25 protein-coding genes are annotated in these 26,943 nt (G+C 68.6%); 12 read left to right on the top strand and 13 right to left on the bottom strand.

The features are described from left to right. The 4 genes from QM841_RS18680 to QM841_RS18665 form a co-directional block, all read left to right on the top strand. A partial coding sequence (locus QM841_RS18680) for an acyl-CoA carboxylase biotin carboxyl carrier protein subunit (RefSeq protein WP_283333052.1) occupies positions 1-696 on the top strand: 696 nt, incomplete at its 5' end. A 68-nt stretch (positions 697-764) separates the two neighbouring features. Continuing rightward, positions 765-1,175: a DUF1707 SHOCT-like domain-containing protein gene (locus QM841_RS18675; protein WP_105424003.1), complete on the top strand. Its 411-nt coding sequence runs from the start codon at positions 765-767 to the stop codon at positions 1,173-1,175. 1 nt (position 1,176) lies between these two features. After that, positions 1,177-1,515 (top strand): hypothetical protein, encoded by a 339-nt coding sequence (locus QM841_RS18670; RefSeq protein WP_105424002.1) that lies wholly within the window; start codon positions 1,177-1,179, stop codon positions 1,513-1,515. 2 nt (positions 1,516-1,517) lie between these two features. After that, positions 1,518-1,850 carry a VanZ family protein gene (locus QM841_RS18665; protein WP_283333061.1) on the top strand — a complete coding sequence of 111 codons (333 nt, stop codon included), beginning with the start codon at positions 1,518-1,520 and terminating at the stop codon, positions 1,848-1,850. Here QM841_RS18665 and QM841_RS18660 read toward each other — a convergent pair. From QM841_RS18660 to QM841_RS18650, 3 genes are all read right to left on the bottom strand, one after another. After that, complete coding sequence (locus QM841_RS18660; RefSeq protein WP_283333051.1) at positions 1,814-2,602, bottom strand: tyrosine-protein phosphatase; 789 nt, start codon at positions 2,600-2,602, stop codon at positions 1,814-1,816. The two genes, QM841_RS18665 and QM841_RS18660, sit on opposite strands and share 37 nt — an antisense overlap. After that, the gene (lat, locus tag QM841_RS18655) at positions 2,599-3,942 is read right to left on the bottom strand and encodes an L-lysine 6-transaminase (protein WP_283333050.1); all 1,344 of its coding nucleotides are present in this window, start codon (positions 3,940-3,942) and stop codon (positions 2,599-2,601) included. Before lat ends, QM841_RS18660 begins: the two co-directional genes overlap by 4 nt. A gap of 65 nt (positions 3,943-4,007) precedes the next feature. After that, entirely contained in the window at positions 4,008-4,472 is a 465-nt protein-coding gene (locus tag QM841_RS18650) for an Lrp/AsnC family transcriptional regulator (RefSeq protein ID WP_283333049.1), read from the bottom strand. A gap of 211 nt (positions 4,473-4,683) precedes the next feature. On the opposite strand from QM841_RS18650, the gene amaB reads away from it, so the two are divergent. Both amaB and QM841_RS18640 read left to right on the top strand, forming a co-directional pair. Continuing rightward, on the top strand, positions 4,684-6,201 hold the full coding sequence (gene amaB / locus QM841_RS18645; RefSeq protein ID WP_280782723.1) for an L-piperidine-6-carboxylate dehydrogenase: 1,518 nt from the start codon (positions 4,684-4,686) through the stop codon (positions 6,199-6,201). Between the two features lie 30 nt (positions 6,202-6,231). After that, positions 6,232-7,236, top strand: a complete 1,005-nt coding sequence (locus QM841_RS18640; RefSeq protein WP_280782722.1) for an acyl-CoA dehydrogenase family protein — start codon at positions 6,232-6,234, stop codon at positions 7,234-7,236. Here QM841_RS18640 and QM841_RS18635 read toward each other — a convergent pair. From QM841_RS18635 to QM841_RS43410, 3 genes are all read right to left on the bottom strand, one after another. Next, a complete protein-coding gene (locus tag QM841_RS18635) occupies positions 7,233-7,505 on the bottom strand; it encodes a LiaF domain-containing protein (RefSeq protein WP_283333048.1) in 273 nt (90 codons plus the stop codon). The two genes, QM841_RS18640 and QM841_RS18635, sit on opposite strands and share 4 nt — an antisense overlap. 232 nt (positions 7,506-7,737) lie before the next feature. Continuing rightward, the gene (locus tag QM841_RS18630; RefSeq protein WP_502943276.1) at positions 7,738-8,967 is read right to left on the bottom strand and encodes an HNH endonuclease signature motif containing protein; all 1,230 of its coding nucleotides are present in this window, start codon (positions 8,965-8,967) and stop codon (positions 7,738-7,740) included. Continuing rightward, on the bottom strand, positions 8,895-9,305 hold the full coding sequence (locus tag QM841_RS43410; protein WP_502943275.1) for a DUF222 domain-containing protein: 411 nt from the start codon (positions 9,303-9,305) through the stop codon (positions 8,895-8,897). Before QM841_RS43410 ends, QM841_RS18630 begins: the two co-directional genes overlap by 73 nt. A gap of 366 nt (positions 9,306-9,671) precedes the next feature. On the opposite strand from QM841_RS43410, the gene QM841_RS18625 reads away from it, so the two are divergent. Further along, positions 9,672-14,222, top strand: coding sequence for an ATP-dependent helicase (locus tag QM841_RS18625; protein ID WP_491932571.1), 4,551 nt, complete (start codon positions 9,672-9,674; stop codon positions 14,220-14,222). 1 nt (position 14,223) lies between these two features. Further along, positions 14,224-14,973 (top strand): DNA-formamidopyrimidine glycosylase family protein, encoded by a 750-nt coding sequence (locus QM841_RS18620; protein WP_283333046.1) that lies wholly within the window; start codon positions 14,224-14,226, stop codon positions 14,971-14,973. On the opposite strand, the gene QM841_RS18615 is transcribed toward QM841_RS18620, so the two are convergent. Both QM841_RS18615 and QM841_RS18610 read right to left on the bottom strand, forming a co-directional pair. Continuing rightward, on the bottom strand, positions 14,970-15,701 hold the full coding sequence (locus QM841_RS18615; RefSeq protein ID WP_280782716.1) for a DUF1353 domain-containing protein: 732 nt from the start codon (positions 15,699-15,701) through the stop codon (positions 14,970-14,972). The genes QM841_RS18620 and QM841_RS18615 overlap by 4 nt on opposite strands. A 7-nt stretch (positions 15,702-15,708) precedes the next feature. Then, positions 15,709-16,287, bottom strand: a complete 579-nt coding sequence (locus QM841_RS18610; protein ID WP_283333045.1) for a TetR/AcrR family transcriptional regulator — start codon at positions 16,285-16,287, stop codon at positions 15,709-15,711. A 53-nt stretch (positions 16,288-16,340) separates the two neighbouring features. Between QM841_RS18610 and QM841_RS18605 the strand changes: the two genes are divergently transcribed. Together QM841_RS18605 and QM841_RS18600 are read left to right on the top strand one after the other, a co-directional pair. Next, a complete protein-coding gene (locus QM841_RS18605) occupies positions 16,341-17,300 on the top strand; it encodes an oxygenase MpaB family protein (RefSeq protein WP_283333044.1) in 960 nt (319 codons plus the stop codon). 184 nt (positions 17,301-17,484) lie between these two features. Then, positions 17,485-18,021, top strand: a complete 537-nt coding sequence (locus QM841_RS18600) for a hypothetical protein (protein WP_283333043.1) — start codon at positions 17,485-17,487, stop codon at positions 18,019-18,021. Here QM841_RS18600 and glpD read toward each other — a convergent pair. Continuing rightward, positions 17,999-19,741: a glycerol-3-phosphate dehydrogenase gene (glpD, locus tag QM841_RS18595; protein ID WP_280782712.1), complete on the bottom strand. Its 1,743-nt coding sequence runs from the start codon at positions 19,739-19,741 to the stop codon at positions 17,999-18,001. The two genes, QM841_RS18600 and glpD, sit on opposite strands and share 23 nt — an antisense overlap. Before the next feature lie 50 nt (positions 19,742-19,791). On the opposite strand from glpD, the gene glpK reads away from it, so the two are divergent. Continuing rightward, on the top strand, positions 19,792-21,285 hold the full coding sequence (gene glpK / locus QM841_RS18590; RefSeq protein ID WP_283333042.1) for a glycerol kinase GlpK: 1,494 nt from the start codon (positions 19,792-19,794) through the stop codon (positions 21,283-21,285). On the opposite strand, the gene QM841_RS18585 is transcribed toward glpK, so the two are convergent. Both QM841_RS18585 and QM841_RS18580 read right to left on the bottom strand, forming a co-directional pair. Beyond that, entirely contained in the window at positions 21,270-22,454 is a 1,185-nt protein-coding gene (locus QM841_RS18585; RefSeq protein ID WP_280782710.1) for an aminotransferase-like domain-containing protein, read from the bottom strand. The two genes, glpK and QM841_RS18585, sit on opposite strands and share 16 nt — an antisense overlap. A gap of 169 nt (positions 22,455-22,623) precedes the next feature. Then, on the bottom strand, positions 22,624-24,027 hold the full coding sequence (locus tag QM841_RS18580) for an NAD(P)H-quinone dehydrogenase (protein ID WP_283333041.1): 1,404 nt from the start codon (positions 24,025-24,027) through the stop codon (positions 22,624-22,626). 116 nt (positions 24,028-24,143) lie between these two features. On the opposite strand from QM841_RS18580, the gene QM841_RS18575 reads away from it, so the two are divergent. Further along, entirely contained in the window at positions 24,144-24,605 is a 462-nt protein-coding gene (locus tag QM841_RS18575; RefSeq protein WP_005239924.1) for a gamma-glutamylcyclotransferase family protein, read from the top strand. A 19-nt stretch (positions 24,606-24,624) separates the two neighbouring features. Here QM841_RS18575 and QM841_RS18570 read toward each other — a convergent pair whose 3' ends face one another. Together QM841_RS18570 and QM841_RS18565 are read right to left on the bottom strand one after the other, a co-directional pair. Further along, on the bottom strand, positions 24,625-25,776 hold the full coding sequence (locus QM841_RS18570; protein ID WP_283333040.1) for a M20 family metallopeptidase: 1,152 nt from the start codon (positions 25,774-25,776) through the stop codon (positions 24,625-24,627). Further along, positions 25,773-26,933 (bottom strand): M20 family metallopeptidase, encoded by a 1,161-nt coding sequence (locus QM841_RS18565; RefSeq protein ID WP_011598215.1) that lies wholly within the window; start codon positions 26,931-26,933, stop codon positions 25,773-25,775. Before QM841_RS18565 ends, QM841_RS18570 begins: the two co-directional genes overlap by 4 nt. Positions 26,934-26,943 lie beyond the last annotated feature (10 nt).

Genomic DNA, 26,943 nt, shown 5'->3' with positions numbered 1-26,943 from the left:
CCCACCGGCCCCGGCGTCCGGATGGACTCCGGCGTCGAAACCGGCTCGGTGATCGGCGGCCAGTTCGACTCCATGCTCGCCAAACTCATCGTCACCGGCGCCACCCGCGACGAGGCCCTGGCCCGCGCCCGCCGCGCCCTCGCCGAATTCCAGGTCGAAGGCCTGGCCACGGTCATCCCGTTCCACCGGGCCGTCGTCTCCGACCCCGCCTTCATCGGCGACGGCACCTCATTCGACGTCTACACCAAGTGGATCGAAACCGAATGGGACAACCAGATCGAACCGTTCACCGGCACCCAGCCGATCGACGAGGACGAGACCGGGCCCCGGCAGAACGTCGTCGTCGAGGTCGGCGGCCGCCGCGTCGAGGTGTCCCTGCCCGGCCAGTTCACCCTCGGCACCGGCGCCGGTGCCGCGGCCGGGGCGGTCCGCAAGAAGCCCAAGGCCCGCACCCGCGGCGGCGCCCACGGCGGCGCCGCCTCCGGTGACGCCGTCACCGCCCCCATGCAGGGCACCGTCGTCAAGGTCGCCGTCGAAGAAGGCCAACAAGTCGCCGAGGGCGACCTCATCGCCGTCCTCGAGGCCATGAAGATGGAAAACCCCGTCAATGCCCACAAGGCCGGCGTCGTCACCGGCCTCGCCGTCGAACCCGGCGCCGCCATCACCCAGGGCACCGTCCTCGCCGAACTGAAATAGGCGCCTGCACCACTCGTGAGTCCTTCTCGGCCCCCGGGGTCGAGAAGGACTCACAGTAGTCTGTACGCATGTCTGACGTTCCCGAGATCCGTATCGGCACTGCCGAACGCGAGCAGGCCCTGAACGTGTTGAGCGAACATTTCGCGGCGGGCCGTCTGACGGTCCCCGAATTCGACGAGCGCAGTCTCGCGGTCACGAATGCCACCACCCGCGGCGAGCTCGATCGAGTGTTCACCGACCTCCCCGCGACCGCGGTCGGCACGCCCGCCAAAGCCGAATCGGCCGGTGCCGACAACGACCAGAACTGGCGTCGCATCGTGATGTCGGTGATCCCGCTCGTCGCTCTCGTGCTGTTCTTCGTCGTTCCTGTCGACAACAGCTGGCTGTTCTTCCTGATGATCCCTGCCGCCGGCGCCATCCTGTTCGGCACCCGCGACGACCGCCACGGCCGGGATCGCCGCCGAGACCGGGACCGCTGACGTGGAACCTGTCGAGGTCAATGCGGGTGGCTGGTACCTGCGCGCGCTGCGGGCGGACGAACGGGTCGACGATCGTCCGGCGCTCGCGGACGGTGGAATCGCCGAACCCGAGTACGTCGCCCGCCGCACCGCGCAGTGGCTGAGCGACGAGCACTATTCGTGGGCGATCTGCCAGCCCAACACCGGCGAACTGCTCGCCGAGGTGGGGCTCACTCCGTCCGGGGACTCCGCGACCCTCACCGGCTGGGCGAGGACCGGCCACGAGGACGCGCTCGCGAGCGGATCGGATGCGGTGCAACGGTTTGCGGAGGGCGCGTTGGGGTTGACGGTCCAGCGGTGAGTATGCGATCCGTTCCGGTGGCAGCCCTCACCGTGCTGGCACTGGTCATGCTGTTGTCCCCTGCGTCCGCGACGCCGTCGGGTCCCGAGCATGCCGACAAGGTGGTGCACGCCGTGCTGTTCGCGGCGCTGGCGGCCGCCTCCCGGTATGCGCTCCTGACGCCACGGATCACCGTGCTCTGGCTCGCGGCGTTCGCGGTGATCACCGAGATTCTGCAGGGCGTGCTTCCGATCGGCCGGCACGGATCGGTCTGGGATCTCTGCGCCGACATGGTCGGTGTGGCGCTCGGCTTGTCCGCTCAGTCCGCGATCATGCGCTCCCGCAGCAGGGTCTGAACCCCGGCGTCGAGGCCGAGTCCGTCGGAGAAGTACCGCTCGACGGTCCCGTACTGCTCCCGCATGACGGCCAGGGACACCTCCAGATACTGCTCACGGACTCCGAGCACGGGCTCGAGCAACGCCGGATCTCCACCCGCGTCGACGAACTTCTCGAACACGCCCGCGAACGACGGAAGCAGGAGTTCGTTGGTCAGCAGGTAGTCGTGGAACACGTCTTCCTCGCTGACTCCGAGGAGCAGCAGCAGTGCCGCCGTGGCCCATCCTGTCCGGTCCTTACCGGTGGTGCAGTGCACGAGGGCAGGCGTGTTGTCGTTCGAGGCCAGGCCGCCGAACAACTCCCGGTACGAGGAGACCGCGCTCGGCATCACGACGAAGTCGCGGTAGCTGCCCTCGAAGTATTCGATCGCGCGCCCGCCGCCGAGTTCCCGTTCGGCGATCATCGGGTCGGCGATCACCTGGAGCATCTGCGCGGGAATCGACCGGATCCCCTTGTCGGCCAGGACGTCCAACGCGACGGCGCGGGCCCCGTCCGGGAGTGTGTCGGGTGCCGCGTCACGCTCGTCCGCGGTGCGCAGGTCGTACACCGTCCGGATCCCGAGGCCGTCGAGCAGCGGCATGTCCGTGTCCGTGACCCGGCTGAGATCGGTCGAACGGAAGTACACGCCGGTGCGTACTTTCGCGCCGTCCTGGGTTCGGTAGCCACCGACGTCTCGCAGATTGGGCACGGACGTGAGCGGTATCGGCGTCATGCGTCGACGGTACCGCCCAGCACTCGGGCCAGTGCATCCACGGCGGCGTCGAGTTCGGCGGTCGTCACCGTCAGAGGTGGGCGGAACCTGATCCCGCGCCTGCCGGTCGGCAGGATCAGCACCCGCTCCCGGTCCCGGAGGTCGGCGACGACGCGGTCCCGCCGCTGCGGGGTGGAGAGCGTGATGGCGCACATGAGGCCGCGTCCCCGCGGCTCGGTCACCTCGGCGTTCGCGCGTGCGAGTTCCCGCAGTCGTTCGAGGAGATGCGCCCCGATCATCCGGGCTCGGTCGACGAGCCTGTCCTCCTCGACGATCTCGAGGATCCGGCGGGACCGCACCATGTCGGTGAGGTTGCCACCCCAGGTGGAGTTGATCCGGGAGCTCACGGCGAACACGTTGTCGGGGATGTCGTCCACCCGGCCGCCGGCCATGATGCCGCAGACCTGAGTCTTCTTGCCGAACGCGACGACGTCCGGGTGCACTCCCAACTGCTGGTACGCCCAGGCGGTGCCGGTGAGACCGCACCCGGTCTGCACCTCGTCGAATACGAAGAGGGCGTCGTTCTCCCGGCAGAGCGCCTCCATCGCCTGGAAGAACTCCGGGCGGAAGTGGTGGTCGCCGCCCTCACCCTGGATCGGTTCGGCGATGAAACACGCCACGTCCGAAGGGTTCTCGGCGAACGCGTGCCGCGCCTGGTCCAGCGCGTGGCGCTCAGCTTCCACGACGTCCCGCCCGTCCGCGAGGTATGGGGAGTCGATGCGCGGCCAGTCGAACTTGGGGTACCGCGCCACCTTGCCGGGCTCGGTGTTGGTCAGCGACATGGTGTATCCACTGCGCCCGTGGAACGCCTCGGTCAGATGGAGCACCTTCGTGCCGAGCGCCGGGTCGAGGCCTCGGCTCTCGTTGAGCCTGCTCTTCCAGTCGAACGCCACCTTCAGAGCGTTCTCGACGGCGAGTGCGCCACCGTCGATGAAGAAGAGATGCGGCAGTGCGGGATCGCCCAGCACCCGGGCGAACGTCTCGACGAACCGTGCCATCGGGACGGTATAGATGTCGGAGTTGCTCGGTTTGTTGATCGCCGCCGCCGCCAGTTCTCGGCGAAAGGCGTCGTCGTCCGCCAGTGCCGGATGGTTCATCCCCAGCGCCGACGAGGCGAAGAATCCGAACATGTCCAGATAGCTGGTGCCGTCCCGCTGGTCGACGAGATGCGTACCGCGTGAGCGTTCCAGGTCGAGCACCAGGTCGAAACCGTCGACCAGAATGCGCTCGCGCAGCACGTCCTGCACCTGGCTCGCCGGCAGCTCGCCCCCATCTCCGGTAAATCGAATCGCTGTGCTCATACCGAGAGATTACGTCAAAATTCCTGTGAACCGGCGACGATTCAGCAACATATCCGGAACAGAGCTCACCTGTCGTAAAATGTTTGCAAGATGATGGTGCTGCGCGTGTGTACGTTGGCGGTGGCACGGATCTCCCGCAGCAGGTGTTCCAGCTCCCGCGGGGAGGCGACGCGCACCAGCAGCACGTAGCTCTCCTCCCCCGCGACCGAGTGACACGCTTCGATCGCGGGGAGGTTCCGCAACCGGGCGGGGGCATCGTCGGGCTGGGACGGATCGAGAGGGGTGATCGCGACGAATGCGGACAGACCGTGCCCGAGCGCATCCGGATCGATCTTCGCGGTATACCCGCGGATCACTTTGCGGGCCTCGAGCCTGCGCACCCTGGACTGCACGGCGGAGATCGACAGCCCCGCCTTCTCGGCGAGTGTCGCCAGAGTCGCCCGGCCGTCGGCCACCAACTCCTGCATCAGTACCCGATCGATGTCGTCGAGAGGAGTATGGGGTGCGTCGCTACGAAAAGAATCCACCACCAGCGCAGGCTAGCCCAGCGGAGGTGCCTCATGGTCGAAACGTCAGAGCTCCGCGCCCGCGTTGCCCGGGCGCGGAAGCCGAACGCGAGACGAGGGCGCCGGCGTACTTCACCCACCGACCGCTGCTCGCCGAGACACTCGGCCGGCCCGTGCACGACCCGTTCACGCTCCACCGACAGCAGCAGGATCGAATCCGAGAGAGGACAGCATCGTGAACCTTCCCGCCCCCGAGGAGTTGTGCCGACGCGCCGAGGAAGCACTGATCCGGTGCGGCGCCGAGATCACCGACGCCGGTGGACCGCTCGTCGCGCGCACCCCGATCACCGGGACCGAACTGCGCACGGTGACCGCGAGCAGCGCGGACGACGTGGACCGGGCGATCACCGCGGCGCACGAGGCCTTTCTCGAGTGGCGTACCGTCCCCGCACCCCAGCGCGGCGCGGTGGTGCGTCGCCTGGGTCAGCTTCTCACGGAACACAAGACGGATCTGGCGGAACTCGTCACCCTCGAGGCGGGCAAGATTCCGTCCGAGGCGCAGGGCGAGGTGCAGGAGATGATCGACATCTGCGAATTCGCGGTCGGTCTGTCACGCCAGTTGTACGGCAGGACGATGGCGTCGGAACGTCCGGGACACCGGCTGATGGAGACGTGGCACCCGCTGGGCGTCGTCGGAGTGATCTCCGCATTCAACTTCCCCGTGGCCGTGTGGTCGTGGAACACCGCCGTCGCGCTGGTCTGCGGCGACACGGTGGTGTGGAAGCCGTCGGACCGGACTCCGCTCACCGCAATCGCCTGCGATGCACTGCTGGCGCGCGCCGCCCGCGACGTCGGTGCACCCGCGGGGATCCATGCCCTGGTCCAGGGCGCGGGGGACGTCGGTGAGCGTCTCGTCGACGACGCACGCGTGGCTCTGGTCAGCGCCACCGGGTCGGTGCGGATGGGTCGCGCCGTGGGTCCGCGCGTCGCCGCGCGGTTCGGCAAATGCCTGCTCGAACTGGGCGGCAACAACGCAGCGGTGGTGGCCCCGTCCGCCGATCTCGACCTTGCCGTGCGGGGAATCGTCTTCTCCGCCGCGGGCACCGCGGGCCAGCGCTGCACGTCACTGCGCCGGCTGATCGTGCACTCGTCCGTCGCCGACGAACTGGTGCAGCGCATCTCTTCGGCGTACGGCCAGTTAAAGGTCGGGAATCCGTTCGACGACGGCGTCCTCGTCGGTCCGCTGGTGAACGGCTCCGCGTTCGAGGCCATGCAGACCGCGTTGGACAAGGCCCGCGCCGACGGCGGGACCGTCGTCTGCGGCGGCGAACGCAGCGGAGGTAGCGACTCCGCCTACTACGTCTCGCCCGCCCTCGTCCGGATGCCCGCGCAGACGTCGGTGGTGCAGGAGGAAACGTTCGCACCGATCCTCTACGTCCTCACCTACGACGACTTCGATCAGGCGATCGCGTTGCACAACGAAGTGCCCCAAGGCCTCTCGTCGTCGATCTTCACCACCGATCAGCGAGAGGCCGAGAGATTCCTTGCGGCAGACGGTTCCGACTGCGGCATCGCGAACGTCAACATCGGCACGTCGGGTGCGGAGATCGGCGGGGCGTTCGGCGGCGAGAAGGAGACGGGCGGCGGACGCGAGTCCGGATCCGACGCATGGAAGGCGTACATGCGTCGCGCGACGAACACCGTCAACTACTCCGATCGACTCCCGCTCGCGCAGGGGGTGGAGTTCACCTGATCGGCGGCGTCGACCGGCTACTCTCGGGGCGTGAGCAACTGGACCGAGATGGCGCGTGAGATTGCCGAGAACGTGTTGTTCCCGGTGGCCGACAGCGTCGATGCCGACGGCGAGATTCCCGACAGTCACTTCGAGACTCTCGCCGCCGACGGCTTCTACGGACTCGCGGCACCGGGCGAAGAAGGTGTGACACCGTCGGTGCTGGTCGACGTGATGGAGACGTTGTGCGGTGGTTGCCTCGCGACGGCGTTCACGTGGATGCAGCATCACGGCGTCGTCGCCGGTCTCGCCGCGTCCCCGAACACTGCCCTGCAGGATCGCTATCTCGACGGACTCGTCGACGGCACCGTGCGGGCCGGTGTCGCCCTGGCCGGCGCGATTCCCGTCCCGCCCACGCTGTGGGCACGCAGCGTCGACGACGGCTACGTGCTCGACGGGGTGTCGCCGTTCGTCACCGGCTGGGGCATCGTCGATCTGCTTCAGGTGTCGGCGCGCGACGAATTCGACGACTCCATCGTGCACGTCATCATTCCCGCACAACCACTTCGGGGACTCACCGCCGAGGAACTCCCGCTGATCGCGGCCCGCGGGTCCAACACGGTCCGGTTGAAATTCGACGGGCTCGCCGTGCCGCGCGATCTGGTGAGTGCCGTCGTCTCCCCCGAGGATTTCGCGAAAAGCCAGCTGTTCGGGTCGTGGATCAACGGGTGCATGGCTATGGGGATCACCCGGCGGGCGATCAGCGAACTGGAGGCTCTCGGCGTCGACGCCGACCCGTTCGAAGAGCAGGCCGCCCGGGCACGACTCGACCTCAACGCCGCCCTCGAAGGCCGGGCGGAGATCGCCGAAGCACGGGCCCGCGCTTCGGAACTCGCCATCCGCACCGCCACCGCCCTCGTCACAGCGAAGGGCAGCTCGTCACTGCTCGCCGGGAACACCGCCGAACGTCTGATGCGTGAAGCCACCTTCACGCTCGTCGCGGCGGGACGTCCGGCGATCAAGTCGGCGTTGCTGGAGCGCCTCGGCCGCGACTAGCGGGTGCGGACCCGCAGGTCACCGAACAGCGAGTACGACACGATGCGGATCGTCGGGGCTCCGGGCCCGGGATCCTGTGCACCGGCGTCGAGTTCGCGGTCGCCGAAGAGGTCGAAACCACCCACCTCGACATGCACGCCCTCCGGAACGGTGACGGCGCTGTCACCGAACAGTGTGACGAGTGTGATCGTCGACGTGCGGGCGCCGATCACGGCCGACCGGAGGTCGAGCTTCACGTCCCCGAACACGAGCAGGGCCAGTGTCTTCACGGCGAGCAACCAGCGGCCGGAACGCTTGGTGTCGCCGAAGACGCTCGACGTCGGCGTCGCGAGACCAGACGATCGCGGCGTGCTCCGAATACTCCTCCCTCCACCGTAGCTGTCGGTGCCCTCGTCTACGGTCTGACGGCTACACCCGTGACACACCGCCCCTTCGACCGAAGCGAGACAACGTGTTCAGGATGATCCGCGCAGTTGCTCTGGCGCTGCTCGCTGTGGGCGCCTACGTGGTGGTCTCCGAGCACGAGCCCGCCACCGTCGAGTTGCCGTCGCCGTCGTTCGTTCCGGCGACGCCGGAACTCACGACAGTGTGAGGGGCGGCGCACGGTGAGGGCACACCGTCCTCGGCTCGTGCCCGGTCACGGGCTTTCCGGCGAGCGCGAGCGATCAGCTCACCGGCGTGATGTCGGTGATTGATTCGTGGGTTTCTGTCCGGGTCGATGTGCGGTGGTGGAATCCATTCGGTGCGCCCCGCATACGTGTCACCGGCTGGCGCGCTGGTGGTCGCCCAGCCTGTAGGCCCGTCGTGGACCTGGGCGTGGCAGGCATCGCACGCGAGCGTCAGTGAGTCGATGTCGGTGTATCCGCCGTTGCGCCACTCCTGCACGTGGTGCACCGCGCACATGCTGGCCGGGGCCGCGCAACCAGGTCGTGTGCACCCGCCTTCGGCGGCGATGAGAGCGAGGCGTTGATCCGCGCTTGCCACTCGTCGGCGCCGTCCCAGATGCAGGGGCCGGCCGTCGTGGTCGAACAGAACGAGCACCGGGTGGGCGCGCTCGGCGAGCTTCAGCGCGTCGTCGAGGGGAAGGAGTCCGCCGGTGGCCGTGGTGGTCACGCCGCCCGCCGCCTTCTCGAGTTGGTCGAGGGTCATGGTGATGATCACCGTGACGGGCAGACCCCGATGCCGGCCCAAGATCCCGGATTCCAGCATGACCCGGAATATCGCGCTGAGGGCGTCATGGTTTCTCTGAGCAGCAGTGCGAGTGTCACGCGCTGCTGCCGCTACCAGTGCTTCACGGTCGATCGACGGATTCTCGGCGTCGCCGGACGGTGACTCCGGGTCGTCCGGGTTGTTCATGCCGGGGCGAGCCCATTTCGCGAGAACCGGGTCGAGCAGAGCGCGCGCTGTGGGGTCGAGCTCACCGGAGATCTTCGACATCAGTTCGGAATCTTGACGGCCCAACGAAACACCGCGCCGCCGAGAGCGATCACGATCGTCACCCAGGTTTCCGTCGGGATCGAGATGAGCGAGGAGGCGGTGGCCGGCACTCTCGACATCTTCGGGCGTACCTCCTCTCGCACACTGCGCCAGGATCGACTCAGCCAATGCGACGTCGGCGTTGGTGACCGCATGCGGGATCTTTCGCATGATTTTCCGGATTACGCGTGCATGGTCGGCACCGATGTCGCCATCCCGTTGCGCGGATGCGGTTTCCGGCAGCGCTGCCTCCACTGCTCGCCCGAAGTTGTATGAAACAGACCGAGGTGGCGGGCGGCCGCTACCCGTGCCGACGCGTCTGCCGCCGACACGCGCAGCACCTCGACCAGGAGCTTGTTCAGTGAGTTGCAACCGAGCGTCGCGGGTAACGAGCGTTCGGCACTCTCGACGATCAGCCGCAGCGAGACTGCACCGGCGCGGCGGAGGGACTTCTCGAGCTGCTGCATGATCAGCACCACATCAGCATCCGACACAGCATTGAGGTCTGCGTCGAGCAGGCCTGACACGGCATCGTCCAACGCAGTCAGGTGTTCCATCACCTGATCTGCCGCCAACCCCCCGGTCGAACTCATGTGCGAATAATACTGCGCCCCACCGACAAGTTCGCCGATCGAGGCGCACGAAGCGGATCGCAGTGCCGACGAGGCGCTTGCGCGGGAGCCTGTAGTCGTCTGCCCGCGTTCGTGCGACGATCCGGCGGAGAACGCGAACTTCCTTGCATGAGCTCGCCCGTCGATTGCACGGCCTTGTCGGCGAGTACGGCCGCGCGCCGCGCGCCGGACAGTGCCTCCGCGGAATCTCACCACTGAGCATCGAGGGGACCGTCGTCGGCATTCCGGCGCCGACCGAGAGCAGAAACGACGCGAGTCCCGACGCAGCGCCCGTGCCACGTCGGGGGTGAACATCCCAGACCGGACGGATTCCAGAGACCGCACGGTATGTTCCCGCTGCCTGTCGTACCCCCGGTGCACTATGGAACGGTGACCGACGTCCTGGGCAGGTTTTCCGCTGCCACCCGCGAGTGGTTCGACGGCGCCTTCCCGGCGCCGACGGCCGCGCAGCTCGGTGCGTGGGAGTCGATCGCCAGCCGCGCGCACACGCTCGTCGTGGCCCCGACCGGTTCGGGCAAGACGCTGTCCGCGTTCCTGTGGTCCCTCGACCAACTCGCCGCCACCGACGTAACGGACCGCAAGACCAGGGTCCTCTACATTTCCCCACTCAAGGCCCTGGGTGTCGACGTCGAACGCAACCTGCGCGCCCCGCTCGTCGGGATCACGCAGACGGCCAAGCGGCTCGGGCTCTCGCCGCCGGAGATCTCGGTGGGGGTCCGCTCCGGCGACACACCGGCAGGCGACCGGCGCGCTCTGATCAAGAATCCGCCCGACATCCTCATCACCACCCCCGAGTCGCTGTTCCTCATGCTCACATCCGCCGCGCGTGAGACGCTGACCCAGGTCGACACGGTCATCGTCGACGAGGTGCACGCGGTGGCCGGCACCAAGCGCGGCGCCCACCTGGCCCTGTCGCTCGAACGCCTCGACCAGCTTCTCGCCACCCCGGCGCAGCGCATCGGGCTGTCTGCGACGGTGCGCCCGCACGAGGAGGTCGGCCGGTTCCTGTCCGGTTCGGCGCCCATCCGGATCGTCGCACCGCCGTCGCCGAAGACGTTCGACCTCACCGTGCAGGTGCCGGTCGAGGACATGACCGAACTCGGCCTCGCCGAACCCGCCGAGGGTTCCGCGTCGGCGACCCCGCAGGCGGGGTCGATCTGGCCGCACGTCGAGGAACAGATCGTCGACCTCGTCCTCGCGCACCGGTCGTCCATCGTGTTCGCCAACTCGCGGCGCCTCGCCGAGCGCCTGACCGCGCGGCTCAACGAGATCTACGCCGAACGCGCCGGGACCGCCGTCGACAAGAACCCGAAACCGGCCTCGCAGATCGGCACGCCGTCCGAGGTCAATTTCGGCGCGGACCCCCTGCTCGCCCGCGCCCACCACGGATCGGTCAGCAAGGACCAGCGGGCCCTCATCGAGGACGACCTGAAGTCGGGGCGACTGCGATGCGTGGTCGCGACGAGCAGCCTCGAACTCGGAATCGACATGGGCGCGGTCGATCTGGTGATCCAGGTCGAGGCACCACCGTCGGTGGCGAACGGCCTGCAACGGGTCGGCCGCGCCGGACACCAGGTCGGGGAGATCTCCCGGGGTGTCGTGTTCCCGAAGCACCGCACCGACCTCGTGCACTGTGCCGTCACCGTCGAGCGCATGGTCACCGGGAAGATCGAGGCGCTCGCCGTCCCCGCCAACCCGCTCGACATCCTCGCCCAGCACACGGTGGCGGCCACCGCACTCGAACCGCTCGACGTGGACGACTGGTTCGAGACGGTCCGGCGCAGCGGTTCCTTCGCGACGCTGCCGCGCTCGGCGTACGAGTCCACCCTCGACCTTCTCGCGGGCCTCTACCCGTCCGACGAGTTCGCCGAGCTCAGGCCCCGCCTCGTCTGGGACCGCGAGGCCAACACACTCACGGGACGCCCCGGCGCGCAGCGGCTGGCGGTCACGTCCGGCGGCGCCATCCCCGACCGCGGTCTGTTCACGGTCTACATGGTCGGCGAGAAGGCATCTCGCGTCGGCGAACTCGACGAGGAGATGGTGTACGAATCGCGGGTCGGCGACGTCTTCGCACTCGGGGCCACCAGCTGGCGGATCGAGGAGATCACGTTCGACCGGGTGCTGGTCAGCCCCGCCTACGGGCAGCCGGGACGGCTGCCGTTCTGGCACGGAGACGGCCTCGGCAGGCCGGCGGAACTGGGCGAGGCGCTGGGACAATTCCTGCGGGAGATCTCACTCGGGCACGAGACCGAGGTGCAGGAACGCTGCCGCACCGGCGGGCTCGACGACAACGCCACGAACAATCTCGTTCAGCTCGTCGCCGAGCAGAAGACCGCCACCGGGCAGGTCCCCACCGACCGCACCCTGGTGGTCGAACGATTCCGTGACGAGCTCGGCGACTGGCGCCTGATCCTGCACTCGCCGTACGGCCAGCGCGTTCACGCACCGTGGGCGCTGGCCGTGAGTGCGCGGCTGAGCGAGCGGTACGGCCTCGACTCGAACGCGACGGCGTCCGATGACGGCATCATCGTGCGTCTTCCCGACACCGAGGACACCCCGCCGGGCGCCGACCTCTTCGCTTTCGACACCGACGAGATCGAGGACATCGTCACCGAACAGGTCGGCGGGTCGGCGCTGTTCGCGTCCCGGTTCCGTGAGTGCGCGGCCCGGGCGCTGCTGCTGCCGCGCCGCACACCGGGAAAGCGTGCACCGCTCTGGCAGCAGCGGCAGCGGTCCGCCCAGCTTCTCGACGTGGCGCGCAAGTATCCGACGTTCCCTATTCTGCTCGAGACCGTCCGCGAGTGCCTGCAGGACGTGTACGACCTACCGGCCCTGAAGGACCTGCTCCGCCGGCTGGCGCGTCGCCAGATCCGCATCGTCGAGGTGGAGACGCAGTCGCCGTCACCGTTCGCCGGCGCGCTGCTGTTCAACTACGTCGGCGAGTTCATGTACGAGGGCGACAGCCCGCTCGCCGAACGCCGGGCGGCGGCCCTGTCCCTGGATTCGACGCTGCTGGCTGAACTGCTCGGCAGGGTGGAACTGCGCGAACTGCTCGACGCCGACGTCATCGCCCACGCCGAACTCGAACTCCAACGTCTGCTTCCCGACCGCAAGGCGAAGGATCTCGAGGGCGTCGCCGACCTGCTGCGCCTCCTGGGTCCGCTCACCTCCGAGGAGGTCGCCGCACGGTCGACCAGCGATCCCATCCCCTGGCTCGACGAACTCGTCCGCGCGAGGCGGGCGCTCGCCGTCTCCTTCGCCGGTCGCGAATGGTGGACGGCCATCGAGGATGCGGCGCGCCTGCGCGACGGGCTCGGGGTGCCGCTGCCCATCGGTGTTCCCGCCGCGTTCATCGAACCCGTCGACGATCCGCTGGCCGACCTGATCAGCCGGTACGCCCGCACCCACGGTCCGTTCACGATCACCGACGCCGCCGCCCGATTCGGGCTCGGTTCCGCGGTGGCCCGCGACGTGCTGCAGCGGCTCGCGCAGGGCAAGCGGGTGGTCGAGGGCGAGTTCCGTCCCGGCGCGACGGGGAGCGAATGGTGCGACGCCGAGGTTCTGCGGCGTCTCCGCAGGCGCTCGCTGGCCGCGGCGCGTCAGGAGGTCGAACCGGTCAGCACCGCGACGCTCGGCCGCTTCCTCCCGGGCTGGCAGCATGTGGGGGGCACGTTGCGCGGCATCGACGGCGTCGCGACCGTGGTGGAACAGCTCGCCGGTGTTCCGGTGCCCGCCTCGGCACTCGAGTCACTGATCCTGCCGTCCCGGGTGGCCGACTACTCCCCCGCCATGCTGGACGAACTCACCTCCACGGGCGAGGTGCTGTGGTCGGGCGCGGGCAGCATCTCCGGGAAGGACGGGTGGGTGTGCCTCCACCCCGCCGACACCGCGCCGCTCACACTGACCACGCCCGCGGAGTCGGACCTGTCCGATATCCAGCGCCGGGTGCTCGACACGCTGTCCGGCGGCGGCGCGTACTTCTTCCGGCAACTCGCGGACACCCTCGAGATGTCCGACGACACCGCACTGGCCACGGCGTTGTGGGATCTGGTGTGGCTGGGCCACATCGGAAACGACACGCTCGCCCCGGTCCGCGCCCTGCTGTCGGACACGTCCAGGACCACCACGAGCCACCGGTCGCCGCGACGACCCCCGCGGGCCCGCGCGTACCGCAGCCTTACGGTTCCGGTGCGCACCGCACCGCCCACGGTCGGGGGACGGTGGTCGATACTCCCCGCCGCCGAATCCGATGCCACGCTGCGTGCCAGCGCCACCGCCGAACTGCTGCTGGAGCGGTACGGGGTGGTGACGCGTGGGTCCGTGATGACCGAGAACGTGCCCGGCGGATTCGCGCTGATGTACAAGGTCCTGGGAACGTTCGAGGACAACGGCCGCTGCCGGCGCGGACATTTCGTCGAGTCGCTCGGCGGTGCACAGTTCTCCACTCCGCCCGTGGTGGACCGACTCCGCAGCTACGGCGACTCGCTCGAGGGCAGGCACACCACCCTGCCCGCCGTGACTCTCGCCGCCAGCGATCCCGCCAACCCGTACGGCGCGGCTCTCCCCTGGCCGAAACGCGGCGACGATGCGCCCGCGCACCGGCCGGGACGCAAGGCCGGCGGCCTGGTGGTGCTCGTGGAGGGTGAACTGATCCTGTTCGTCGAACGCGGCGGGCGCACGATCCTCACCTTCACCGACGACCCCGGTGTGCTCCGCACCGCGGCGGTCACGCTCGCCGGTGTGGTCAAGCGCGGCGGGATCGACAAGATCGTGGTCGAGAAGGTCGACGGCGACACCATCCACGGCAGCGACTTCGCGCCGATCCTGACCGAGGCCGGTTTCTCGCCCACCCCTCGCGGATTCCGGTTGCGAGCCTGAGATGCCCGAAGGCGACACCGTCTGGCGCACCGCCAACTCGCTTCGCGACGCCCTCGAGGGCAAGGTGCTGACCCGCTGCGACGTGCGCGTCCCCCGGTACGCCACCGTCGACCTGTCCGGCCGGCTCGTCGACGAGGTGGTCAGCCGCGGGAAGCACCTCCTCATCCGGGTCGGCGACTACTCGATCCACACGCATCTGAAGATGGAAGGCGCGTGGCACATCTACGCGCCGGACACGAAGTGGCGGCGTCCCACTCACCAGGCCCGGATCGTGCTCGCCACCGAAGACAGGGTGGCGGTCGGATTCTCGCTGGGCATCACCGAGATCCTGGAGCGTGACGACGAAGAGTCCGCGGTCGGCCACCTCGGCCCCGACCTGCTGGGACCGGACTGGGACGCCGACACGGCGATCCGCAATCTCCGGGCGGCCGGCGACCAGCCCATCGGTCTCGCCCTGGTCGATCAGCGCAACCTGGCCGGTCTCGGCAACGTATACCGCAACGAAGTGTGCTTCCTCCGCGGCGTCCACCCCTACACCCCGTCGAGCGAGGTGGCCGACCTGCCCGCGCTGGTCACGCTCGCGCATCGGATGATTCACATCGACAAGAACAACTCGGTCCGCCATCGGCCGTGGGTGTACGGGCGGGCCGGAAAACGTTGCCGCCGTTGCGGGACGGTGATCGAAGGCCACGACCTCGGTCAGCAGCAGATCTTCTTCTGCACGTACTGCCAGCCCCCGGTGGTGGGCTAGCGAAGGACCGTGGTCGGCGGCCCGAGCGGCGGCGGCCTGCGAGTCCGTCTGCGGCCGAGCAACCACGCGGCACCGTCCGGCACCCACAGCACCGCGGCCGTGGCGATCGTCAGCAGATACGTCGGCGCGATGACGGGCAGGAGGATGCACCCGAGTAGCGCGACGGGAAAGTCTCTGCGCCACAACAGCGACAGCACGACCGGAACCACGAGAAAGAGCGCGGCCAGGCCGAAGTGCGAGGTCGCCGTCGCCCAAGGCACGCCCACCACCCAGCACAACATTCCGAGTACCTGGTGCGCGATGAGGAGGAACCGGGCGACGTCGGTGAACGTCCAGAACCGGCCGACCTCGACGCCGACCCAGAAGATGCGGCTGCGGAACGGTCCGACGCCCTCGTCGAGCAGGGCGAGCCGGAACAGTTCGTCCGCGCGCCGGCGCAGCGTGTTTCCCTCCGGTCCCTGTGCACTCGCACGTTTGCAGAGGTCGTCGTGCATGATCGCGGGAAGTAGTTGCCGCCCGTACGGGGTGAGCAGGCCCTGCAGCGGCGCGGGGATCGATGCCAGATCCGTGCGGAGAAGGCACGGCATGGGGGCGCAGCCGGGCACCGTCACCACCGTGTCGCCGTGGACGTAGACGAACTCGCCGACGAGTTGGAAGAACTTGCGGTCGAGTACCCGAAGCTCGGGTTGCGGGCGAGTCGGATCGTCCACGGATACCTGGAACGGCATGCGCACCTCACTCGTGGCCGGCCTTGTTTGCCTCCACCACCAGAGTGACGCAATGAGCGACGAATTGCTCGCGCGACGCGGCAACAGTTCCATCGAGATATCCGATGAACAGCGTCGTGAGCGCGCCCACCACACCGACCGCGACGAGCTGCTTCTCCACCTCGTCGTCGACGGCGGACAGCTGGTCGTGCACGAGTGCGACGAAGCCGGGCATCAGGTCGATGCCGCGCCTGCTCAGCGCGGGTTCGGACAACGGTGCGAGCAGCAGCACGCGGCCCATGGCGGGATCGTCGACCATGAGTTTCACGAATGCATCCACGGCTGCCTCGGCGCGCTGCCGCGCGGTCTCGGTGGACGCGACGGCCTCCACAAGGGCGGCCTGCGCCTCGTCGCCCACCGCGGTGTAGACCGAGCGCACGAACTCGTCCCGGTCCCGGAACGACTCGTAGAAGTACCGTTCGGTCAGCGAGGCGGCGCGGCAGACCGCGCGCACGTTCACCGCGGGCCCGTCCGGGGCGCCGAGCAGCGCGATGCCCGCGCGGAGTAGCGAATTCCGCCGTACTTCCCGCCGGTCCTCCAGCGTCATTCTTCTCGCTCCGATCCTTGACTACGCACGTTGTCAGATCCTAGTCTGACAACGTGCGTAGTCACTTGAATGCGGACGGTACGCCCGTCCCGGCCTCCGCTCCCGTCCCCCTCGGCCCCGACTCGTTGACCTGGAAGTATTTCGGCGACTGGCGCGGAATGCTGCAGGGCGTCTGGGCCGGGTCGATGCAGAACATGCATCCCGGACTCGGCGCGGGCGTCGAGGAACACTCCCGTTTCTTCGACGAGCGCTGGGAGCGGCTCTACCGGTCGCTGTACCCGATCGGCGGTGTCGTCTTCGACGGCGACCGCGCCCAGCAGACGGCGGAACAGGTGCGTGGCTACCACGACACCATCAAGGGAATCGACAAACACGGCCGCAGGTACCACGCCCTGGACCCCGACACGTTCTACTGGGCGCACGCCACCTTCTTCATGGGCACCATCCTCACCGGCGACCACTTCATGGGTGGCCTCACCGAAGACCAGAAGCGCCGGCTGTTCACCGAGCACATCCAGTGGTACCGCCTGTACGGAATGAGCATGCGCCCCGTCCCGGAAACCTGGGAGGCGTTCCAGGAGTACTGGGATCACATGTGCCGCAACGTCCTCGAGGACAACAAGGCCACCCGCGACGTCCTCGACCTGTCCGGTCTCGGCGTTCCCCCGTTCCTGTCGTGGCTACCCGACCCGATCTGGGCGATCCTCCGCATCCCGGTGGCGAAGGGTTTCGTGTGGCTGACGGTCGGCATGTACGACCAACCGGTCCGCGACCTCCTCGGCTACCGCTGGACCACACGCGACGAGCGCCTGCACACCCTCGCCGGCCGCGCCGTGGGCGCCGTCTTCCGGCTCGTGCCCTGGCGCTACCGCTACCACCCGCGCGCCCGCGCAGGCTGGGACCGCGAGACCGGACGCGCCCCCGCGCACGCTCCGCTCGTCCACACACCCCGACGCAATCTTCCACCGCTCGGCAGGCGCGACGACCCCCAGCACTACAGCCCGAAGGTCTGAGTTCCCAGGGAGCTCACAGACAACGCCCACACCGCTCACGGGTTCCGGGACGATGCTCGGTCACATGGAACACATCGCTGTCGCAGCCCTCGTCGTCATGGCTCTGTCGGGAGTCGTCGCCACCCACGCCCCGAAATCGCTCGTCCACACCCGCTGACCGACGAGATCGTGGAATGCTCGGAGGATGGACTGGGACCTTCCGAGGCTCTTGAATCGCCCGCCGCTGATCGGCGACGAACCGCTGTCGCCCGACCACGCGGCGAGCCGCATCAGCGCCTACATCTACGGCAACATCCTGGTGCTCGCCGCGCTCATCCCGGTGACCAAATCCCAGGAGACCCTGGGCATCGCCATCGTCCTCGGTGCCGCCCTGTCCACGTTTCTCGCCCACGTGTTCGCCGAGTCGGTAGGCCAGTCGCTCCGCCTGGGCAGAACACTGTCCAGCACCGAACGCCTACGGGAACTCCGGGACAGTGTCCCCGTCCTGACGTCCGCCGTGGTGCCTTCCGTGATCCTCGGCACGGCCCTGCTGGGCTGGCTGGAGCCGAGAACCGCGCAATTGACCGCCGAGATCGTGATGATCGCCCGTATCGGCTCGATCAGTTACGTGATCAGCCGTCTCCGCCGCGAAAGAGTCACGAGCGGCACGCACCTCGCCGCGTTCGGCCTCGCCGTGATCGCGACGATCATCGTGGTCATCAAGGTATTTCTGACACACTGACCGGTGGTTCGAGCAGTTCGACCCGCGACTCGGGCGCCGCCGCCCGCAACGCGTCGGCCGACAGGTCGTCCGGCTGGGCCTGCGACTGCACCTCCGCCTCCACCCGCGCCTGATACGTCTTCACCTCGCGGTCGACGGCGTCGGCGTCCCAGCCGAGGACGGGGGCCACCAGTTGCGCCACCTGCTCGGCGCAGTTCACACCCCGATGCGAGTACTCGATGGCGATGCGCGTGCGCCGGGCGAGGATGTCGTCGAGATGCAGGGCGCCCTCGGCCGCCGCCGCATACACGACCTCGACCTGCAGGTAGGCCGGTGCGTCCGTAATGGGCTGGAGTAGTTCCGGCTTCCCGCTCGCCTGGTCGAGCACCTCGTCGATCAGCGAACCGTACCGGTCCAGTAGATGCTTCACGCGGTACGGGTGCAGGCCGTACATCTCCCCGAGATGGACGGTCTGATTGACGAGCGCGAAATAGCCGTCCGCACCGACGAGCGGCACCTTCTCCGTGATGGACGGTGCCATCCGCGCGGGAATGTCTTCGGCGGCGAGATCCACGGCGTCCTCGGCCATCACCCGGTAGGTGGTGTACTTGCCGCCCGCGATGGCGACGAGACCCGGCGCCACGCGCGCGACGGCGTGTTCCCGCGAGAGTTTCGACGTCTCGTCGCTCTCCCCCGCGAGCAGCGGGCGCAGACCCGCGTACACACCGTCGATGTCGTCGTGGGTCAGCGACGTCACCAGCACCTTGTTGACGTGACCGAGGATGTAGTCGATGTCGGCCTTGGTGGCCGCCGGGTGCGCGAGGTCGAGATTCCAGTCCGTGTCGGTGGTGCCGATGATCCAGTGGCTGCCCCACGGGATCACGAACAGCACCGACTTCTCGGTGCGGAGGATGATCGCGGCGTCACTCACGATCCGATCGCGCGGCACCACGATGTGGACGCCCTTCGACGCGCGGACGCGGAACCGGCCGCGTTGCCGCGACAACGCCTGGATCTCGTCGGTCCACACCCCGGTGGCGTTGATGACGACGTGCGCCTTCACGTCCGCGGTGCGGCCGTCCTCGCAGTCCCGGACGCGCACTCCGGAGACCCGGTCCGCCTCCCGGAGGAATCCGACCACCTGTGTGGACGTGCGGACGACCGCGCCGTAGTGAGCGGCGGTGCGGGCGACGGTCATGGTGTGGCGGGCGTCGTCGACCACGGTGTCGTAGTACTGGATGCCGCCGGTCAGCGAGTTGCGCTTGAGTCCCGGCGCCATCCGCAGCGCACCCGCGCGCGTCAGATGCTTCTGCGCCGGAACCGATTTGGCGCCGCCCATGCGGTCGTAGAGGAAGATGCCCGCCGCCATGTAGGGGCGCTCCCACACGCGGTGGGTGATCGGGAACAGGAACTTGAGCGGCTTCACCAGGTGCGGCGCGAGGGTGGTCAGCGACAGTTCACGTTCCCGAAGAGCCTCCCGGACCAGCCCGAACTCGAGCTGCTCGAGATAGCGCAGACCGCCGTGGAACATCTTCGACGAGCGACTCGACGTCCCGGATGCGTAGTCGCGTGCCTCCACCAACGCCACCTTCAGCCCGCGGGTGGCCGCGTCGAGCGCCGCACCGGCTCCGACCACACCACCGCCGATCACGACGACGTCGAACTGTTCGGTCTGCAGCTTGTCCCATGCGGCATCACGCTGCCGGGGACCGAGGAACTGCACACCTGGCTGACTACTCAACTCGGGCTCCTGTGAGATGACGACGGATTCTCTGCCAGGCTAGTAGCTTCATGCGTGTGATTCAGTACATCGCCGCGATAGACCAGGGCACCACCTCCAGCCGCTGCATGATCTTCGATCACGACGGCGCCGTGGTCAGCGTCGCCCAGAAGGAACACGAGCAGTTCTTTCCGCGCGCAGGCTGGGTGGAGCACGACCCGAAACAGCTGTGGATCAACACCCGCGAAGTGGTGGCGTCCGCGCTCGCGAAGGCCGATCTCACCAAACGCGACATCGCCGCGATCGGCATCACCAATCAGCGGGAGACGGCGGTCGTGTGGGACCGCAACACCGGAGAACCCGTGTACAACGCCATCGTCTGGCAGGACACGCGCACCGACGAACTGTGCACGGAACTCGGCGGCGACGAGGGCCCCGGCCGGTACCAGAAGCGCACCGGGCTGCCGCTGTCCACGTATTTCTCGGGGCCGAAGGTCCGGTGGATTCTGGACAACGTCGACGGCGCCCGGGAGAAGGCGGACGCGGGTGAGCTCTGCTTCGGCACGATCGACAGCTGGATTCTGTGGCACATCACCGAGGGCACCCACGTGACGGATGTCACCAATGCCTCCCGCACCCTGCTGATGAATCTCGAGACCCTCGACTGGGATCCGGGGATCTGCGCCGATTTCGGTATCCCGATGTCGATGCTGCCCGAGATCCGCAGCTCCTCCGAGGTCTACGGCGTCGGACGCCCTCACGGGACGCTGCCCGGTGTGCCGGTGGCCGGAATGCTTGGCGATCAGCAGGCCGCCACGTTCGGTCAGGCCTGCCTGTCGGAGGGCGAAGCGAAGAACACGTACGGAACGGGGAACTTCCTGCTGCTCAACACGGGGACTACTCCCGTGCACAGCAAGCACGGCCTCCTCACCACCGTCTGCTACAAGATCGGTGACGCGCCGGCCGTCTACGCGCTCGAGGGATCCGTGGCCGTCACCGGCTCACTGGTGCAGTGGTTGCGCGACAACCTGGGAATCATCGAGTCCGCCAAGGACATCGAGGATCTGGCCAAGTCGGTCGACGACAACGGGGGCGCCTACTTCGTGCCCGCGTTCTCCGGATTGTTCGCTCCGCGCTGGCGGCCCGACGCCCGCGGGGCCATCGTCGGGCTCACCCGGTTTGTGAACAAGGGCCACCTCGCCAGGGCCGCCCTCGAGGCCACCGCGTATCAGACCCGCGAGGTGATCGAGGCGATGCGCGCCGATTCGGGCGTCGAACTCGCCTCCCTCAAGGTGGACGGTGGCATGGTCGTCAATGAGACCCTCATGCAGTTCCAGTCCGACATTCTCGCCGTGCCCGTCATCCGTCCCGTCGTCAACGAGACGACGGCGCTGGGCGCCGCGTACGCCGCGGGGCTGGCCGTCGGTTTCTGGGAGAGCGAGGACGACATCCGCGCGAACTGGGCCGTGGACAAGACGTGGGAACCCGCGATGGACGAGGCCGAGTCCACCCGGCTCTACGCCGAGTGGAACAAGGCGGTCGAACGGACCTACGACTGGGCGTGAGCGGTGTACGCGTCGCCGAGTCTCGCCACCGCACCCGCCAGCACGTCCTCCGAGCAGGTCGCGAAGCACAGCCGCACAGCGCTCCGGTGCTCCGCGGCGACGCCGAAAGCCGATCCGGGGACGAAGGCGACGCCGTGGTCCACGGCGGTCTGCAGCAGTGCCGCCGTGTCGAGGTCCGCGTCCGTGAACTCGGTCCAGCAGAACATCCCGCCCGCCGCCGAGGACACGCGGACGCGGTCGCCGAACGTCGAGGTGACGCCGTCCGCGAGCGCCCGGGCCCGGGACCCGTAGCGGGCCCGCAGCGTCTCCAGGTGCAGGTCCAGCCACGGCTCGTCCGACAGCAGTCCGGCGGCAATCTGGTGCGTCAGCGACGACCCGCAGAGGTCCGCGCCCTGCTTGAGCAGCTCGACGGCCTCGCACACCCGCCGGTCGCCGTGCAGCCACCCGACCCGCAGCGCCGGCGCCAGGATCTTCGACGCGCTGGACAGCCGGATCACCCGGTCCGACAGCGCCGCGACGGGCGCGGGCGGTGGTCCGTCGAAGAAGAGTTCGCCGTACGGGTCGTCCTCGATCACCCAGAACCCGTAGCGGTCGGCCAGTGCGGCCAGGTGTTCCCGGCGGCCGGGCGTCAGGACGACGCCGCGAGGGTTGTGGAAGTTGCTCACCGTGTGGACCACGGCAGGCCGCAGTCCGTCCTCGAGCATGCCCTGCAGGGCGGCGGTGTCCATCCCGTCGGCGTCGAGTGCGACGGACCGGACGTCGGCTTCGGCGGCCCGGAACACCTGGAGCGCTCCGGTGTAGGCGGGTTCCTCGACGATCACGACGTCGCCGGGATCGAGCAGCACCTGCGCGAGCAGGCTCAGGGCCTGCTGCGAGCCGTGGGTGACGACGACGTCGGCGGCGCCCAGCGGCCGGCCGATCTTGGCACCCTCCCGTGCGGCGAGCACGTCGCGGAGCCGGCGCAGCCCGGTGGTCTCGCCGTACTGGACGGACGCCGGATCCGTGAGCGCGAGTTCGGCTTCCTTCCGGATCCGTTCCCGCGGAATGAATTCGGGGTCGGGAAGCCCGCCCGCGAGGCTGACCACGTCGGGCCGGGCGGTGAGGGTGAGAAGGTCACGGATGGCGGAGCTGTGCAGACCATCCATGCGGCGGGCAAGTGATTGCGGCATGTCGACTCCCAGGAGGCACGTCAAAGCAGGGATCAGGTGAGGAACACCCTGTCCGTCCTGGGTCTGCGGGGCGGGAGAGCGCCGAGGCACGGGTCGATGATTTCGAACCGTGCCTCGACTATCTCACCGGAGGAGCCACTATGTGAAATGCCTATCCCACACTTCGGGATCAGTCCAGGTCGTCGTGCCGCATCAGCTGGCGTGCCGCCTCGGTGATCGACCCGGTCAGCGACGGGTACACCGAGAACGTCGCGGCGAGGTCGTTGACGGTGAGGTTGTTCTGCACGGCGATGGCGATGGGCAGGATCAGCTCCGACCCGCTGGGGGCGACCACCACGCCGCCGATGACCACACCGGTGGCCGGACGGCAGAAGATCTTCACGAAGCCGCGGCGCAGACCGGACATCTTGGCGCGCGGGTTGGTGTTGAGCGGGAGCATGACCGTACGGGCAGGCACCTCGCCGTCGTCGATCGCGGCCTGGCTGACGCCCACGGTGGCGATCTCGGGGCGGGTGAACACGGCCGAGGCCACGGTCTTCAGCTTGATGGGGCTCACGCCCTCACCGAGCGCGTGGTACATCGCGATGCGGCCCTGCATGGCGGCGACGGACGCCAGCGGCAGCAGTCCGGTGCAGTCACCCGCGGCGTAGATCCCGGACACCGGCGTCCGCGACACACGGTCCACGCGCAGGTATCCGCCTTTGTCGAGCTCGATGCCGACCTTCTCCAGTCCGAGCCCCTGGGTGTTGGGAACCGAACCGACGGTCATCAGGGCGTGGCTGCCCTCGACCGTCCGGCCGTCCGCGAGCACGACGACGATGCCGTCCTCGGTGCGCTTCACGGCATCGGCCCTGGCGTGCTTGACCAGGGTGACGCCGCGTTCCGCGAGGACATCCTCGAGCACGAGGGCGGCGTCGGCGTCCTCACCGGGCAGGACGCGGTCGCGGCTGGACACCAGCGTGACCTTGACGCCCATCTCGGTGTAGGCGGACACGAACTCGGCGCCGGTCACACCGGAACCGACGACGACGAGGTGCGTGGGCAGCTCGTCGAGGTCGTAAAGGTCGCGCCACGTCAGGATGCGCTCGCCGTCCGGCTCCGCCCCGGGGATCACCCGGGGGCTCGCACCGGTGGCGATGAGGACGACGTCCGCGTCGAGTGTCTTCTTCTCGCCGTTCTCGAGCGAGGCACACACCTGGTGGGACGCCATGCCCAGTCGTGGGTCGGTGATCTCGGCGGTGCCCGACAGCAGTTCGACACCCACCGTCTGCAGGCGGGTGCGGATGTCGGAGGACTGCGCCTGCGCAAGGCTCTTCACGCGGGCGTGGATCTGCGGCAGCGCGACCGTGGCCTGCTCGGGATCGAGCGCAATGCCCAGGTCGGTGGCGCGCCGCATGTCGGTGCGCACGCCGGTGGAGGCGATGAAGGTCTTGGACGGAACGCAGTCGAACAGAACGCAGGCGCCGCCCACCCCGTCCGAATCGATCAAGGAGACGGAGGCGCCGTGCTGTGCGGCCACCAGCGCTGCCTCGTATCCGGCAGGCCCGCCACCAATGATCACGATTCGGGTCATCTGTCCTCCAATTCAACTGTCGACCGGGGTCTCCGGCCGGCTTTTTCTGCGATCGCAGCGCGTCGTGTCGTGCACTGCATGCAACAGATTACTAGCCACCGTTTAGGCTTGCCGCCGTGTCGATCTATGCCGCCTACGGGTCCAACATGCATCCCGAGCAGATGTTGCAGCGCTGCCCACACTCGCCGATGGCGGGGACGGGCTGGCTGCACGGCTGGCGACTGACGTTCAGTGGCGGGGACATCGGCTGGGAGGGCGCACTCGCCACCGTGGTCGAGGACCCCGATTCCAAGGTGTTCGTCGTGCTCTACGACGTCCCCGAGGAGGACGAGGTCAGCCTCGACCGATGGGAGGGCTCCGAACTTGGCATCCACCGCAAGATCCGCGTCCGCGTCGACACCGAGGGCGAACCCGTTCTCGCCTGGTTGTACGTGCTCGACGCGTACGAGGGCGGCCTGCCGTCCGCCCGCTACCTCGGGGTGATGGCCGACGCCGCAGAGATCGCCGGGGCCCCCTCCGACTATGTGCGCGACCTGCGCACCCGCAACAGCCGCAACGTCGGACCGGGCACCGAATAGAACCGCCTGGCGCCGCGCCTCAGCCCAGCACGAGGCTCGACAGCACCCGGACCCCGATGCCCAGCGCCCGCTCGTCCAGATCGAACGTGGGCTGGTGGATGTCGAGTTGCTCGCCGACGCCCGACCAGACGCCGAGCCGGGCCATCGCACCGGGAACCTCTTCGAGATACCAGGAGAAGTCCTCGCCGCCGCCGGACTGCGGCGTGTCGGCGAGGGCGTCCGGGCCGACCGTGCGGATGGCGTCCTCGAACATGCGCGTCGACACCTCGTCGTTGACGACGGGCGGAACGCCGCGGCGGTAGTTGAGCTGGTACCGCACCCCGGTGGGCGCGAGCAGACCGTGGACGATCTCCCGGACCAGTGGCTCGAGCATCTCCCACGTCTCGTGATCGCCGGTCCGCACGGTGCCGGTCATCATGCCGGTCTGCGGAATGGCGTTGGGTGCCCGGCCTGCGCTCACGGCGCCCCACACCATCACGGTGCCCGTGCGCGGGTCGATCCGTCTGCTGAGCATGCCCGGCAACCCGGTCACGACCGTACCCAGCGCGAACACGAGGTCGGTGGTCAGGTGCGGACGCGACGTGTGTCCGCCCGGCGAGTCGAGCACCACCTCGATCGTGTCGGCCGCGGACGTGATCGCACCGAGCCGCACCCCGACCCGCCCGGCCGCGAGCCGCGGATCGCAGTGGAGGGCGAAGATCCGCGACACCCCCTCGAGCCGTCCGGCGGCGACGACCTCGAGCGCACCGCCGGGCATGACCTCCTCGGCGGGCTGGAAGATCAACCGGACACCCACCGGGAGGTCGGGGATCTCGCTGAGCGCCAGACCGGTTCCCAGGAGGATGGTGGTGTGGGCGTCGTGGCCGCACGCGTGCGACACGCCCGGCACCGTCGACGAGTACGTGGCGCCGGTCAGTTCCTGCAACGGGAGGGCGTCGATGTCGGCGCGCAACGCGACGCGGGGACCGTTCGACGGTCCGAGATCACACGTGAGGCCCGTTCCGCCGGGCAGCAGTTCGGGCGACAGACCGGCCGCGGCCAGCCGGGTCGCCACGAATTCCGTCGTCGCGTATTCGTGTCGCGCGAGTTCGGGATTGGCGTGGATGTGGCGACGCCACTGAGAGAGTTCGTCGGTGTGAGCGAGAATCCATTTGTCGACTGCCGCGTTCACCGGCGATCAACTCCTTCCAACAACCGCACCCGCTGTGTGTCGTCCGTTGCCGCGCGAACTGCCGTGCGAGCCAGCGCAATCGCTCCGTCGATCACGGCGCGGTCGGCGGACTCGGTGATGCATGCCGCCGCGAACCGAGGCTGATGCGTCACCGCGCCGTCCGAATCGAGGCCGATGACCGGATGAATTCCGGGCAGGACGTTGGTGACGTTGCCCATGTCGGTGCTGCCCAGCGGACGGACGCCCTCCCACTCGAGCGGCAGCGGTGTCCGTCCCATGTCGATGATCTGCTCCCGGTACGTCGCGACCAGCCACGGGTCCGGCGTCAGTTCCGTGTACGTCGGCGACACGGTGCGGATCTCGTGTGTGCACCCGGTGGCGAGGGCGCCCGCCGCGAAACACGCCTCCGCGCGTGTCGTCAGCTCGGACAACGCCCACGCCGTCTCGGCGCGCAGGTAGTACAGCATTTCGGAGCGTGCAGGAACGATGTTGGGCGCGGTGCCGCCGTCGGAGACGATCCCGTGGATCTGCTGCCCCGGCGAGAGGTGTTGGCGCAGCAGGCCGATCCCGACCTGGGCGACGGTCGCGGCGTCGGCGGCGTTGCGCCCGAACTCCGGTGCGGCCGACGCGTGCGCTTCGCGGCCGGTGAACGTGACCGCGATGTCGGCCAGCGCGAGCGACGTCGCTCCGGTGATGTCGATCGGACCCGGATGCACCATCAGGGCGGCCGCGACATCGTCGAAGACGCCCTTCTCTAGCATGGCGATCTTTCCCCCGCCGCTCTCCTCCGCGGGCGTCCCGATGACCCGCACCGTGATCCCCAGCCGGTCGGCGACCGTGGCGAGCGCGACGCCGGCACCGACCGCGGACGCCGCGATGATGTTGTGCCCGCACGCGTGACCGATCTCCGGGAGCGCGTCGTACTCGGCGCAGATACCGATGACGAGGTCGCCGCTGCCGAACGTGGCGTCGAACGCCGTTGGCAGGTCCGCGATGCCCGACCGCACGTCGAACCCGCTGCGTTTGAGCAGTTCGGTGATCTTCGCGACGCTCCGGAACTCCTCGAACGCCAGTTCCGGTTCGCTGTGGATCGAATGGGACAGCGCGATCAGATCGGTCTCGATTGACCTGACCGCCGCCTCGACATCCGCATTCACGTGCTCATTC

This window comes from Rhodococcus sp. IEGM 1307, from assembly GCF_030056915.1.
Lineage (GTDB): Bacteria > Actinomycetota > Actinomycetes > Mycobacteriales > Mycobacteriaceae > Rhodococcus_F > Rhodococcus_F opacus_D.
The sequence above is the reverse complement of the archived record's forward strand: the minus strand, read 5'-3'. Positions and strand labels throughout refer to the sequence as shown.